Below are 13,799 nucleotides of genomic sequence, written 5' to 3'. Positions count from 1 at the left end.
ATTATTTCTACATATAATCTTCTATTGGGTTACAAGAACAATTCAAGTTTCTATCACCAAAAGCATCATCAACTCTTCTAACAGTTGGCCAGAATTTGTTATCAGCAATATATTCTAAAGGAAAAGCTGCCTGTTTTCTGGTGTATGGCAATTGCCAATCATCTGCAGTTAACATTTCTTGAGTATGAGGGGCATTTTTTAAAGGATTATTTGCATCTTCTTTAGTAGCATTTTTAATTTCTTCACGAATGGCAATCATAGCATCACAAAAGCGATCTAATTCAGGAATAGATTCTGATTCTGTTGGTTCTATCATCATTGTGCCACCAACAGGAAAAGAAACAGTTGGTGCGTGAAAACCATAATCCATCAATCGTTTGGCAATATCTACAACTTCAATTCCTTTTTGTTTAAAATCTCTACAATCAATAATCATTTCGTGAGCTGCACGTCCTTTTTCACCTGTATATAAAGTATCAAAATGACCATTTAAACGCTCCTTAATATAATTTGCATTTAAAATTGCATTTTTTGTTGAGTTAGTTAATCCTCTAAAACCTAACATTGTAATATATCCATAAGAAATTAGGCAAACTAAAGCAGAGCCCCAAGGAGCTGCAGAAATAGCTGTAATTGCATTTTCTCCACCAGTTTCAATAACCGGATTTGTAGGCAGAAAAGGCACGAGTTGAGGTGCTACACAAATTGGCCCTACTCCTGGGCCACCACCACCATGAGGAATGGCAAAAGTTTTATGTAAGTTTAAATGACAAACATCTGCGCCAATTGTTGCAGGATTTGTTAAACCAACTTGAGCATTCATATTTGCACCATCCATATAAACTTGACCACCATTATCGTGAATAATTTTGGTGATTTCTTTGATTTCGCTTTCAAAAACACCGTGTGTAGATGGATAAGTTACCATTAACGCTGCTAAATTATCTGAATGTAATTCTGCTTTTTCTCGTAAATCAGCAACATCAATATTACCATTTTCAGCAGTTTTGGTTACAATCACTTTCATACCAGCCATAACAGCAGAAGCAGGATTTGTACCATGTGCAGAAGCAGGAATAATACAAATATTTCGATGATCATCTCCTCTAGATTGATGATAAGCTCTTATGGTCATTAAACCAGCAAACTCGCCTTGTGCACCAGAATTAGGTTGTAAAGAAGTGCCTGCAAAACCAGTAATAATATTTAATTGATGTTCTAATTTTTTAAGAACTTCTTGATAACCTTGCGCTTGATTTAAAGGCACAAAAGGGTGAATGTTACCCCAATTAGGATTACTTAAAGGCAACATTTCTGATGCTGCATTTAATTTCATAGTACAAGATCCTAAAGATATCATAGAATGATTTAAAGCTAAATCTTTGCGTTCTAATTTCTTTATATAACGCATCATATCTGTTTCTGAATGATACGTGTTAAATACTTCATTGTTTAAGAATGATGTATTTCTAGTAATAGAATCATTTATAACTTCAAAATCCGAATGAAAAGGTTCTTGCGTTAAAATTTGAGAAAAAGTATCGTAATTTTCTTCATTTACAGGATTTGGTCTTTTTTTCATCTGACCAAAAATGGTAAACAAAGTCATTAAGTCTTTTTGAGTAGTAGCTTCGTTTATAGAAATAGACACTGAATTGTCATCAACATAATTAAAATTTACTTTAAAAGATTCTGCAATTGGTTTTAATCTGATGGCATCAATCTCTACTAAAAGTGTATCAAAATAAGAAGAATTTAGTTGTTTAAACCCAGCTTTTTCTAAAAAATCTGCAACTAATTTTGTTTTATTATGAACTGTATCAGCAATATATTGTAAACCATTTTTACCATGGTACACGGCATACATTCCAGCCATAACAGCTAATAAAACTTGTGCTGTACAAATATTAGAAGTTGCTCTTTCTCTTTTAATATGTTGCTCTCTGGTTTGCAATGCCATTCTTAAAGCACGCTTACCATTCATATCTTTAGTTACACCAATAATACGTCCTGGAATACTTCTTTTATATTTTTCTTTGGTAGCAAAATAAGCTGCGTGAGGACCTCCATAACCTAAAGGAATTCCAAAACGTTGTGTAGTTCCTACTACTACAGAAGCACCAAATTCACCAGGAGCTTTTAATTTTACAAGTGATAAAATATCTGCAGCAACAGCAACTTTTATATCATTTTCATTGGCTTTGTCAACAAAATTTTCATAATCAAAAATTTGACCGAATTTACCAGGATATTGCAAAATGGCTCCAAAATAATCATCAGCAAAATCAAATTCTTCATGATTACCAATTACCAATTCAATACCAATAGGAGTGGAGCGTGTTTGTAATAAGGATAAGGTTTGTGGCAGAATTTCATCAGAAACAAAAAACTTATTTGCACCTGCTTTTTTCTTTACACGTTCTCTAACATCAAACAATAATGCCATAGCTTCTGCAGCAGCAGTAGATTCGTCTAACAAAGAAGCGTTTGCCAATTCCATACCAGTTAAATCGCAAACCATAGTTTGGTAATTTAACAAAGCCTCTAAACGACCTTGAGCAATTTCTGCTTGGTAAGGTGTGTAAGCTGTGTACCAACCTGGGTTTTCTAAAATATTTCGTTGAATTACACTTGGTACAATTGCTTCATGGTAACCTAAACCAATGTACGTTTTAAATACTTTATTTTTATTAGCAAGGTCGTTAATGTGCTGTAAATACTCATATTCGCTCATTGCAGGATCTAAATCTAAATCATCTTTTAAACGGATATTGTCTGGTACAGTTTCATAAATCAGTTGTTCTAAACTATCTGCTTTAATAGCTTTTAACATCTTTTCTTGCTCATTTACATTTGGCCCTATATGCCTTAATTGAAACGAATTTGTGTTCATTAAATAAAGTTTTAAAAAGTCTTATTTCAATCGATTTAGTACCTGAAATTATAAACGACTTTTATCGATTTAAAAAACAACAAAAATAATGATTTAATGAGTTCTAAAGTTCTATTAAAAATGATAAAACTCTGTTAATTATCAACCAAATTAAAATGTTATTAACATAAACTTTACTTTTGTAAAATGAGATTCTTAAAATTGATTTTCGATTTTTATATTAAAGCGAGTATTCATGTAGCTTTGGCAGTTTACGCTTTTTTAAGAATCACAGAAATTTATTTTGATTTACCTAACAACCCAAACTTAAATTATTTTGTGTTTTTTGGCACAATTACAGGTTACAATTTTGTGAAATATGCAGGTGTAGCAAAATTGCATCATAGAAGTTTAACAAATAGCTTAAAAGTAATTCAAATTTTTTCTTTTTTTTGTTTTTTGGGGATGTGTTATTATGCATTTCAAGTTCCTATTAATACACTTTATTATACATTACCATTTATTGCTTTAACAGTTTTATATGGAGTGCCTTTTTTAAGCGGATTTGATAAAACCTTAAGAGAAGTCAGTTATCTTAAAATTGTTGTTGTAGCTTTAGTTTGGGCTGGTTTTACTGTTTTAATTCCTATCATAGATGCAGAAAAAAAAATCACGTTTAATATTGTTTTGTTGATGTTACAGCGTTTTTTAATTGTCGTGGTTTTAATTTTACCTTTTGATATTAGAGATGTAAAATATGATGCGATTTCTTTACAAACTATCCCAAAGAGAATTGGTGTAGAAAAAACCAAAAGACTGGGTTTAATGTTAATGGTTTTTTCGTTGATTATAGAATATTTTGCATCAACATTAAATGTATTAAAAACTCCATTTATGATTTTCTTTTTTTTAGTGATTATTTTCTTAATGAGAGCTAAAACAGACCAATCTAAATACTACAGTTCTTTTTACATAGAATCTTTGCCAATTGTTTGGTGGTTCATACTTTTAGGATTTGATAATTTTTAATAAAAAAGCGCCTATTTTTTACATTGTTTTTTACAGAATTGCATTAATAAAATTTATATCATAAAACTGAAAACTTACTTCTTAATTCCCTACTATATTTGTAGATTTACTCACTTAAATTCAACCAAGATTTTAAAGTAATGATTACTACAAAAAGAAATTACATTTTCGACTTTGACAGCACCTTAACTCGTGTTGAAGCTTTAGATGTTTTAGCAGAAATTACGCTAGAGAATAACCCTAAGAAAGACGAAATTATTCAGCAAATTATAGATATTACCAATTTAGGAATTGATGGTGAAATCTCTTTTACAGAATCTTTAGAAAGAAGAATTAAGTTATTAGAAGCCAATAAATCTGATTTAGATGGTTTAATAACAGCTTTAAAGAAGCAAGTTTCTAAATCTATAGAAAGTAATAAAGAGTTTTTCGAAGATTTTGCAGAAGATATTTATGTAATTTCCTGTGGATTTAAAGAATTTATAGACCCTATTGTAGCAGAATACAATATACCATCAGAAAGAGTGTTTGCTAATACTTTTGAATTTGATGCTGATGGAAAAATTGTTAGTTTTGATGCTAACAACCCATTATCACAACATAATGGGAAAATCAAGTGTTTAAGTGATATGAACCTTGAAGGAGAAATACAAGTAATTGGAGATGGTTATAGCGATTATGTAACTAGAGAAGCTGGTGTAGCCGATAAGTTTTTTGCATACACAGAAAATGTTTCTAGAGATAAAACCACAAAAAACGCAGACCATATTGCTCCAAATTTAGATGAATTTTTATACGTTAACAAGTTGCCAAGAAATATAAGTTACCCAAAGAACAGAATTAAGATTTTATTATTAGAAAACGTACATCCAGATGCTTTTGCAAAGTTGTCTAAAGATGGTTTTTCTGTAGAAACCGTTTCTAAAAGTTTATCAGAAGATGAATTGATAGAAAAAATAAAAGATGTGCACGTTTTAGGTATTCGATCTAAAACACAAGTTACTCAAAAAGTAGTAGATGCTGCAGAAAAGTTAATGGTAGTTAGTGCATTTTGTATAGGAACAAAACAAATTAATTTAGAGGCTTGTAAAGAACGAGGAGTCGTAGTTTTTAATGCACCTTATAGTAATACGCGTTCTGTAGTAGAATTAGCAATTGGAGAAATTATTATGCTAATGCGTTCTGTTTTTCAAAGAAGTACAGAAATACATAATGGGCAATGGCAAAAAACTGCTGCAGGTTCTAGAGAAGTGCGTGGTAAAAAATTAGGTATTGTAGGTTATGGTAATATTGGTAAGCAATTATCAGTTTTAGCAGAAGCTTTAGGTATGGATGTTTATTATTATGATGTAGAAGATAAATTATCTTTAGGGAATGCTACAAAAATGGATTCTTTAGAAGAACTTTTAGCTATTTCTGATGCAGTTAGTTTACATGTTGATGATAATTCAGCAAATAAAAACTTCTTTGGCGAAAAAGAAATTTCTCAGATGAAAGATGGTGCTGTGTTGGTAAACCTAGCACGTGGTTTTGTTGTTGATATTCCTGCTTTGGTAGCTGCGTTAAAGAGTAAAAAGTTAGCAGGTGCTGCTATTGATGTATATCCTTCTGAGCCAAGAAAAAATGGTGAGTTTGAAACAGAATTAAGAGGTTTAGATAATGTTATATTAACACCTCATGTTGGTGGTAGTACAGAAGAAGCGCAAAGAGATATTGCAGATTTTGTACCAAGTAAAATCATGGCTTATATTAATTCTGGTAATACTGTAGATGCTGTGAATTTTCCTAATATTCGTTTGCCAAGACAAACGAATGCACATCGTTTTTTACATATCCATAAAAATGTTCCAGGAGTAATGGCAGAAATCAATAGAATTTTAGCAAAATATGAACTGAATATTAACGGTCAATATTTATCTACAGATCCTAAAGTTGGTTATGTTATAACAGACCTTGATAAGGAGTATAATAAAGAGGTTATAGACGAGTTACGTGAGGTAGATGGTACAATTAAATTTAGGGTATTGTATTAACATTATTTTATCATATAAATTAAGGCCTCTAAATGTTAAAATGCATTTAGAGGCTTTTTGGTTTTATACTACTTAAAATGTGTAAGCTAAAGTGCTTATATAATGCGTAATAGTTAGTGAAATAGAGTTTATATGCATATTTTTCTTAAATAGTTAACAAATCAACAAAGTTAACGAAATGTTAAATACATGTATCTGGTACTGTTAAAATCTGATTTTGATGCGAATTATATTAACAAAACTTTTAGTTTCGTTAGATATTAATATAAATCAATTCAAATTTTTTATGAAACAAATTAACAAAAAAGCGTTGTTGTTGGTATTTCTCTTGGGAGTAATTACTTCAATTAGTGCACAAAAATTGTCAGTTACGGGAACTGTTTCTGATGATTCTGGGATTTTACCAGGAGTAAGTATTTTGATTAAAGGTACTTCTACTGGTACGGAAACTGATTTTGATGGAAAATATAAAATTTCAGCTGCAAAAGGTGATGTTTTAGTTTTTCGTTATTTAGGCTACCAAACAGTTGAGAAAACTGTAGGGAATTCTACGACTATTAATGTATCTATGTTAGAAGATAGTAGTGTCTTAGAAGAAGTAATTGTTGTTGCTTATGGTACAACTACTAAAGAAGCTTTTACAGGTTCTGCCAATGTTGTTGGTGAAAAAGAGTTAGCGCTTAGAACTGTAACTAACCCAATTGCTGCCATAGAAGGTAAAGCAACAGGTGTACAATTTATTGCAGCTTCTGGTCAGCCAGGTTCTTCACCAGAGATTGTAATTCGTGGTGTTGGTACGCTTAATGGTACAACAGATCCTTTATATATTGTTGATGGAATGCAATTTGATGGTGACCTAAGTGCTATTAATCAAGATGATATTGCTTCTATGACAGTATTAAAAGATGCGGCATCTACTTCTTTATATGGTTCTAGAGCAGCAAATGGTGTTGTTATTATTACGACTAAAAAAGGTAAAAATGGTAAGTTGTCTGTAAATGCATCAACTCAGTACAGTGTAATAACTAGAGCAATCGATAATTATGAAACTGTAGGTGCTAAGTCTTACTACGAATTAATGTGGGAAGCATACAAGAATACTTTAAGCGGTACAGATGTTGCTGCTCAAGCTTCTGCAACTATTTTTAATCAATTAGGTTATAATCCTTTTGATGTTGCTAACGATCAAATTGTTGGTACTGATGGTAAAATAAACCCTAATGCTAATCTTAAATATCAATCTTTAAACTGGTTCGATTATTTAGAAAGAACTGGTTCTAGAGAAAATCATTCTGTAAATGTAGCTTCAGGAGGTGATAAATATAATGTATTTTACTCTGCTTCATTTTTAAAAGAAAAAGGTTATGTAATCGAAAGTGATTTCGAAAGAGTTACCAATAGAATTAATGCAGATTTTAAACCAACTGAAAATATTTCTATTGGAGGTAGTGCTTATATTACTACAACAGAATCTCACGGACCAACAAGTGGAGGTTCTAGTTCAATTGTTAATCCATTTAGCTGGGCAACAGATTTGGGTCCTATTTATCCTGTTTATCAGGTAGATAATAATGGTGCAATTATTAATGATGCGTCTGGTAATCCATTATACGATTTAGGTGAAGGATACCCAGATTACAATATTCAAACAAGACCATATAACCCAGGTAGACATGGTATTGCTGAGTTAATTTTAAATGAAGATGTAAATAGATTAAATCTTTATGGATTTAGAAATTATTTAGAAATCGGAATTTTAGATGGTTTAAAAGCTAAAGTAACTTATGGTAGAGATATTCAAGATAACATCACTAAAGGTTACGAAAATGAAATTGTAGGTGATGGTGCGCCAACAGGTAGATATAGTGAAGATAGATATAGAAGAGTTATTGAGAACTTTACGCAATTATTAACTTATGGTAAATCTTTTAATGAAGTTCATAACCTAGATGTTACTTTAGGTCATGAAAGTATGGATAGAAACTTTTCTGCTATGGGTGGTATTGCTAATACTCAAACTGCAACAGGTATTTATGAGTTTGACAACTTTGCTGCTGGAGATAACGTAGATGGTAGTACAACAGAACATAAAATTGAAGGGTATTTTGCAAGGTTAAACTATAACTTTGATAGCAAATATTATTTAAGTGCTTCTGTAAGAAGAGATGGTACTTCTAGGTTTGCTAAAGATGCTAGATGGGGAACTTTTTATTCAGTAGGTGGTTCTTGGAGAATAGATCAAGAAAAATTTATGGAAAATGTATCTTTTGTAGATAGATTAAAATTAAGAGCTTCTTATGGAGAAATAGGTAATGAAAGAATTGGTAGTTACTATGCATCTCAAGCTTTATATGAAATTTTACCAAACGCAGGTACTCCTGGTATCTTTTGGAGTACTACAGGTAATACTCTTTTAGAATGGGAAAACCAAATTAGTTGGGATGTTGCTTTAGAATTTGGCTTGTTTAATAATTTAATTGATGGTTCTGTTGAGTTTTACAAAAAAACATCAAAAGATTTATTATACAATTTACCTATTCCAATCTCAGAAGGTTTAAATGAAGCGCCAACGAATATTGGAGATATTTACAATCAAGGTATTGAAGTAGGTTTAACAGGTCACTTAATTAAATCTAGTGATTTTAATTGGGATTTAACTGTACAAGCTTCTACTTTAAAGAATGAGATTACAAAATTAGATAGCCCTGCAGATAATGGTTCTAAACGTTGGGAAGTTGGTAAATCTAGATATGATTTTTATATTTATCATTTTGCAGGAGTAGATCCAGATAATGGAGATGCACTTTACTATATGTTCGAAGATGATTTAGAAGCAGGAACTAGAGTACCAGTTTTAAACGCAGATGGTACACAATCAACTACAAACGATTATCAAGCAGCAGGTGAAGCATATACCGGAGATAGTAGTATACCAGATTTAATAGGTTCAGTTTCTAACTCTTTTAGTTACAAACAATTTTCTTTAGATTTCTTATTCACATTTGGTCTTGGAGGTAAAATCTTAGATGGTGGTTACTCTAACGTAATGCATGCCGGTACTTTTGGTAGATCATTACATGTAGATGCAGAAAATGCTTGGAGAAATCCAGGAGATATTACTGATGTTCCTCGTTTAGAAAATGGTAACCCAAATCAAACTATTGCTGGTTCTACTCGTTTTTTAACTGATGCTTCTTATTTAGCATTAAGAAATGTAAACTTAGGTTATAATTTAAACAAAAGTGTAGCAGAAAAATTAGGTTTATCTAATTTACGTCTTTCTCTTTCTGGAGAAAATTTATTTATCAATGCTAAAAGAAAAGGGATCAATCCTCAATATAACTTAGCAGGTACTCAAAGTGGAAATGACTTTAATCCTTCTAGAGTTATTAGTATGGGGTTAAACTTATCTTTCTAAAAAATAATAATAATTATAAAATATTACAATATGTTACGAAAAATAAACCTATTAATTTTAGGGATACTAGTAGTTTTTGTTACCGGTTGTTCGGAAGATTTTCTTGAGACAACACCAACAGATTCTATATCAGAAGGAGACGCTTTTGCAAGTGTAAATAATATGTTTTTGGTACTTAATGGTTTGCATAGACAAATGTATGCACAGAATCCATTATCAGGTACAGCTTCAAGTAGAAGTGGTCAAAGTCACTTTATGCCGTCTTTAGATGCTATGGGTGGTGATATGATTCACTCATCTCCAGGTAATGGATGGATGACTAGTGATTTACGTTGGTTAACACACACCAATGCTACTTTTACAACTGTTAATAATTTTTGGTATGAGCGTTACCACTTTGTGGCTACTGCAAACAATTTAATAAATTTAATTGCGGATAACGGATATGAAACAACAGATCCAGATATTAGAAATATTCTTGGTCAAGCATATGCATACAGAGCTTGGGCTTATCATCAATTAGTATCTACTTTTGCTAAAGGTTATTTAGTAGGTTCTCCATCTACAGATCCTGGTGTTCCATTATTATTAGTTGCAGGTGCACCATATACAAGTGAACCTAGATCTACTGTACAAGTAGTATATGATCAAATTAATTCTGATATTGCTAATTCAATTAGCTTTTTTAACGGAGCTTCAAGCCCTGATAATAAATCTCACTTATCTATTAACGCTGCACAAGGTATTAAAGCAAGAGTAGATTTAACACAAGGTAGATGGTCAGAAGCTGCAACGGCTGCTGCTGCTGCACGTGATGGTTTTCCATTATTATCAGAAAGTGCTTGGCTTTCAGGTTTCAACTCAGCAAGTTTGTCTGAAGTAATTTGGGCTGGTACTGTAATTGATTCTGAAACAAATTATTATCAATCTTATTTTTATTATATTTCACCAACTTTCAATGGAAGTCAGAATAGAACAAATCCTAAGTTGATTAATAAAGAGGCTTACGATGCTATACCAGATACAGACTTTAGAATTAATATGGCATTACCTTTAGCGCCAAATACTAATTCTTCTGCTTCTAATGGTTTAGGAGGTAGTTACGTTACAGATCCTAATTATGATAATGAAGATGATTTTTGGGATGCTTGGGAAGCGATAATTGATGAATATGGTATGACAACTGGTCATAACACACACCCTTATATGGCTGTTAAATTTTTACAGGCTAATCCTGGAGGAATTGACCCTGATGATGTTATCTATATGAGATCTGCTGAAATGTATTTAATTGAAGCTGAAGCTAAAGCAATGTTATCAGATATTTCTGGTGCACAAGCAGTATTACAAGTATTTGGATCTAGTAGAGATTCTGCTTATGATGCTACAGCATTCGCTACTCAAGATGCTTTAATAGATCATATTAAATGGCAAAGAGCTGTTGAGCTTTATGGTGAAGGATTTAGTTTCCATGATCACATTCGTTGGGATGAAGGTATCGATATGACGAATTCAGGTGCATCTGAAACTTTATATAGAGATGGATTTATGCAAGATAAACCTTCTGTAAATGATGCTTGGATTTGGAAAATTCCACAGGCAGAAATTGATGCTAACCCGAACTTAACAGAAGCAGATCAAAACTAATAATAAGTTAAAACTTAACTTTTAATAGTTTAAGATTGTCATAAATTAATTGACAATTGATTCTATAAATTAAAACCAGAACAATTATTTGTTCTGGTTTTTTTATGAAGTAGAATTTTAACATTAATTCATAAAAGTAATTGTATGAATTACATTTATGAATTAATGTTAAAATCACTAAATTTAGAATAAACTAGAAATAGTAAGCTGTATTAATTTAGACCACATTTTGGTTAATTTACAATTTGTTAAGTGATTGATAATTAGTTACATTGATGGGGCTAAACAAATCTTACTTATTATGAAAGCTTGCCCTCGTTGTAAATCTACATCAAGATACAGAATGAAAAGAGAGTGGTATGTAAAAATTGTACCTGGTACACATTCTTATTCCTGCGATAAATGTAATGCAAGATATACTTGGTTTCCGCTAATTAATCGTTCTTTCTTAATCGTGTAAAAAAAAACCTCGCAATCTGCGAGGTTTCTTTTTTGTAATAAATATGGGTTTAAAACTTATTTAAATAATCTAAAAATATCATTACCATTTGCAAATAGTAATAAAGCAACTAATAAAATAAAACCAACTACTTGCGCATATTCTAAAAATTTATCACCTGGTTTTTTACCTGTAATCATTTCCCAAAGCGTAAAAACAACGTGACCACCATCTAAAGCCGGAATTGGTAATAAGTTCATAAAACCAAGCATAATAGATAAGAAAGCTGTAATATTCCAGAAAGATTCTGCACTCCATTCATCAGGAAAAATACTGCCAATAGAAATAAAACCACCTAAACCTTTATAGGCTCCTGTACTTGGGTTAAATATTTTCTTTAGTTGTTTAACGTAATCGGTTAAGGTTTTCCAAGATTTGTTCCAGCCAGCAGGTATTGCTTCAGCAAAAGTATATTCTATATCAGCCAAATCATAATACCCCAATTTTTCTAAATCCTTGTATTTTAATCCAGCAAAAACAACCCCTATTTTACCTTCATCAGTAATTTTTAGTTGTATGTCTTTTGTTTCAGTTCCCCTTTTTACGGTAGCAGTAACTTCTTGTCCTTTGTAATTAGATAATACTTGTTCTGCTTGATCATAATACTTTAAAGCATTACCATTTATAGCAGTAATAATATCTTTAGCTTTAAGCTCTGAGTCTATATTTGGTGAATCTTCTGAAACTTTACCAATTGCAAAAGGATAACGTGGATATAAAAATGCACCTGCATCTTTACCTCTATCCATTAACTGTGAAATAAAATCTGTAGGGATTTCTTTATCAATTACAATCCCATTTCTTTCAATTTGAAAATTATTTCCGTTGATAAACTCTAAAGTTAAACCAGAGAATTTTTTAATTTTAGAACCATCTATCGTTAGAATTTTATCACCAGTTTGTAGGCCTAAATTGATTGCTAAAGAATCTTGTACCCAAATTCCATCTTTTACATTTTCGTTTGGTAAATATTTTTCGCCATAAGCATACATTAACATAATGTAAATAAAAATACCTAAAACAAAGTTTACGAAAACTCCACCAAGCATAATAATTAAACGCTGCCAAGCTGGTTTAGAACGAAACTCCCAAGGTTGTGCAGGTTGTTTCATTTGTTCAGTATCCATACTTTCATCAATCATTCCAGAGATTTTTACATAACCTCCTAAAGGAATCCAGCCAATACCATAAACAGTTTCACCAACTTTTTTCTTAATTAAAGAAAATTTATAATCAAAAAATAGATAGAATTTTTCTACTCTTGTTTTAAATAATTTTGCAGGGATAAAGTGCCCCAATTCGTGCAAAACAATTAATAAAGATAAACTTAATATAAATTGCGATGCTTTTATTAATATTTCCATTCAGCGTTAAATCATAATTAAAAAACGCACAAATGTACGTTTTTAAAGAGTGGATAAAAAGAACTATTTTATGTTGATTTTTATTTTTAACAAACATTTTAGATCAAATTTATTATAACCCACTTTTCTAAGCTCTTTTTAAGCAGTAAATTTGCAGAAATAACTTGTTTAATGGATTTTAAATTCTTCAAAAAAAGTAAATCAACATTAATTTTTTTAATTGTTTTTTCAGCAGTTTCTCTACCAGTTTTTTATCATTTATTAAAAGCCGATAAAAAATTAAAAGTCTATAGCCCAGCTGATGTAAACCCAAGTTTAGTAGATGCTTCTATTAAACATATAACCAAAGATCATACAATTGCCAATTTTGAATTAACCAATCAAAATGGAGAAATTATCACCAATAAAAATTATGAAAATAAGATTTATGTAGCAGATTTCTTTTTTACTCGTTGCACCAATATTTGTATCGCAATGGCTTATAATATGAGTGAACTACAAGATTTCTATAAGAATGATAATGATATTATGTTTTTATCTCATTCTGTAACTCCTACAATAGATAGCGTTTCTGTTTTAAAAGAATATGCAATTAATAAAGGTGTTATTGATGGCAAATGGAATGTTACAACAGGTTCTAAAAAACATATTTACGAATTAGCAAGAAAAAGTTATTTTGCAGTAATTGAAGATGGTGATGGAGGAGAAAATGATTTTATACACACAGAACAATTTGTACTAATTGATAAACAAAGACGCATTCGCGGATTTTATGATGGCACAGAAAAAAAGGATATGGAAAAATTAAAACAAGATGTTGCTTTATTAAAAGAAGAATATAGCACTAAATAACTTGTTTAGAATCATTCTAAAGTATTATCTTTGTAAAGAATAACATATCCCGCTTTTTTATGCGGGATTCTTTTTATAACAAACG

General features: G+C 31.0%; 8 protein-coding genes. 6 read left to right on the top strand and 2 right to left on the bottom strand.

The genetic code is table 11. The features are described from left to right. Positions 1–7: 7 nt before the first annotated feature. Positions 8–2,893 (bottom strand): aminomethyl-transferring glycine dehydrogenase, encoded by a 2,886-nt coding sequence (gcvP, locus tag BW723_RS01135; RefSeq protein WP_068363716.1) that lies wholly within the window; start codon positions 2,891–2,893, stop codon positions 8–10. Between the two features lie 186 nt (positions 2,894–3,079). On the opposite strand from gcvP, the gene BW723_RS01130 reads away from it, so the two are divergent. From BW723_RS01130 to BW723_RS17665, 5 genes are all read left to right on the top strand, one after another. Continuing rightward, entirely contained in the window at positions 3,080–3,901 is an 822-nt protein-coding gene (locus BW723_RS01130) for a UbiA prenyltransferase family protein (protein ID WP_068363719.1), read from the top strand. A 140-nt stretch (positions 3,902–4,041) separates the two neighbouring features. After that, the gene (gene serA / locus BW723_RS01125; protein WP_068363722.1) at positions 4,042–5,934 is read left to right on the top strand and encodes a phosphoglycerate dehydrogenase; all 1,893 of its coding nucleotides are present in this window, start codon (positions 4,042–4,044) and stop codon (positions 5,932–5,934) included. 286 nt (positions 5,935–6,220) lie between these two features. Next, positions 6,221–9,352 carry a SusC/RagA family TonB-linked outer membrane protein gene (locus BW723_RS01120; protein ID WP_068363725.1) on the top strand — a complete coding sequence of 1,044 codons (3,132 nt, stop codon included), beginning with the start codon at positions 6,221–6,223 and terminating at the stop codon, positions 9,350–9,352. A 30-nt stretch (positions 9,353–9,382) separates the two neighbouring features. After that, complete coding sequence (locus BW723_RS01115) at positions 9,383–10,999, top strand: RagB/SusD family nutrient uptake outer membrane protein (protein ID WP_068363727.1); 1,617 nt, start codon at positions 9,383–9,385, stop codon at positions 10,997–10,999. A 301-nt stretch (positions 11,000–11,300) separates the two neighbouring features. Continuing rightward, positions 11,301–11,459, top strand: a complete 159-nt coding sequence (locus BW723_RS17665; RefSeq protein ID WP_157578326.1) for a hypothetical protein — start codon at positions 11,301–11,303, stop codon at positions 11,457–11,459. Positions 11,460–11,515: 56 nt separating this feature from the next. Here BW723_RS17665 and rseP read toward each other — a convergent pair whose 3' ends face one another. Continuing rightward, positions 11,516–12,862 carry an RIP metalloprotease RseP gene (rseP, locus tag BW723_RS01110; protein WP_068363730.1) on the bottom strand — a complete coding sequence of 449 codons (1,347 nt, stop codon included), beginning with the start codon at positions 12,860–12,862 and terminating at the stop codon, positions 11,516–11,518. 171 nt (positions 12,863–13,033) lie between these two features. On the opposite strand from rseP, the gene BW723_RS01105 reads away from it, so the two are divergent. Further along, on the top strand, positions 13,034–13,714 hold the full coding sequence (locus BW723_RS01105) for an SCO family protein (protein WP_068363732.1): 681 nt from the start codon (positions 13,034–13,036) through the stop codon (positions 13,712–13,714). Positions 13,715–13,799: the final 85 nt, after the last annotated feature.

Origin of the sequence: Polaribacter reichenbachii (genome assembly GCF_001975665.1) — a bacterium.
Lineage (GTDB): Bacteria > Bacteroidota > Bacteroidia > Flavobacteriales > Flavobacteriaceae > Polaribacter > Polaribacter reichenbachii.
Note: the sequence above shows the minus strand (reverse complement) of the source record. Positions and strands in the feature narration are given on the sequence as shown.

What these genes read in the sequence shown, in the direction of transcription:
- BW723_RS01120 (WP_068363725.1), top strand. Translation starts at nt 6,221, where the DNA reads ATGAAACAAATTAACAAAAAAGCGTTGTTGTTGGTATTTCTCTTGGGA.
- serA (WP_068363722.1), top strand. Translation starts at nt 4,042, where the DNA reads ATGATTACTACAAAAAGAAATTACATTTTCGACTTTGACAGCACCTTA.
- BW723_RS01105 (WP_068363732.1), top strand. Translation starts at nt 13,034, where the DNA reads ATGGATTTTAAATTCTTCAAAAAAAGTAAATCAACATTAATTTTTTTA.
- BW723_RS17665 (WP_157578326.1), top strand. Translation starts at nt 11,301, where the DNA reads ATGAAAGCTTGCCCTCGTTGTAAATCTACATCAAGATACAGAATGAAA.
- BW723_RS01130 (WP_068363719.1), top strand. Translation starts at nt 3,080, where the DNA reads ATGAGATTCTTAAAATTGATTTTCGATTTTTATATTAAAGCGAGTATT.
- gcvP (WP_068363716.1), bottom strand. Translation starts at nt 2,893, where the DNA reads ATGAACACAAATTCGTTTCAATTAAGGCATATAGGGCCAAATGTAAAT.
- BW723_RS01115 (WP_068363727.1), top strand. Translation starts at nt 9,383, where the DNA reads ATGTTACGAAAAATAAACCTATTAATTTTAGGGATACTAGTAGTTTTT.
- rseP (WP_068363730.1), bottom strand. Translation starts at nt 12,862, where the DNA reads ATGGAAATATTAATAAAAGCATCGCAATTTATATTAAGTTTATCTTTA.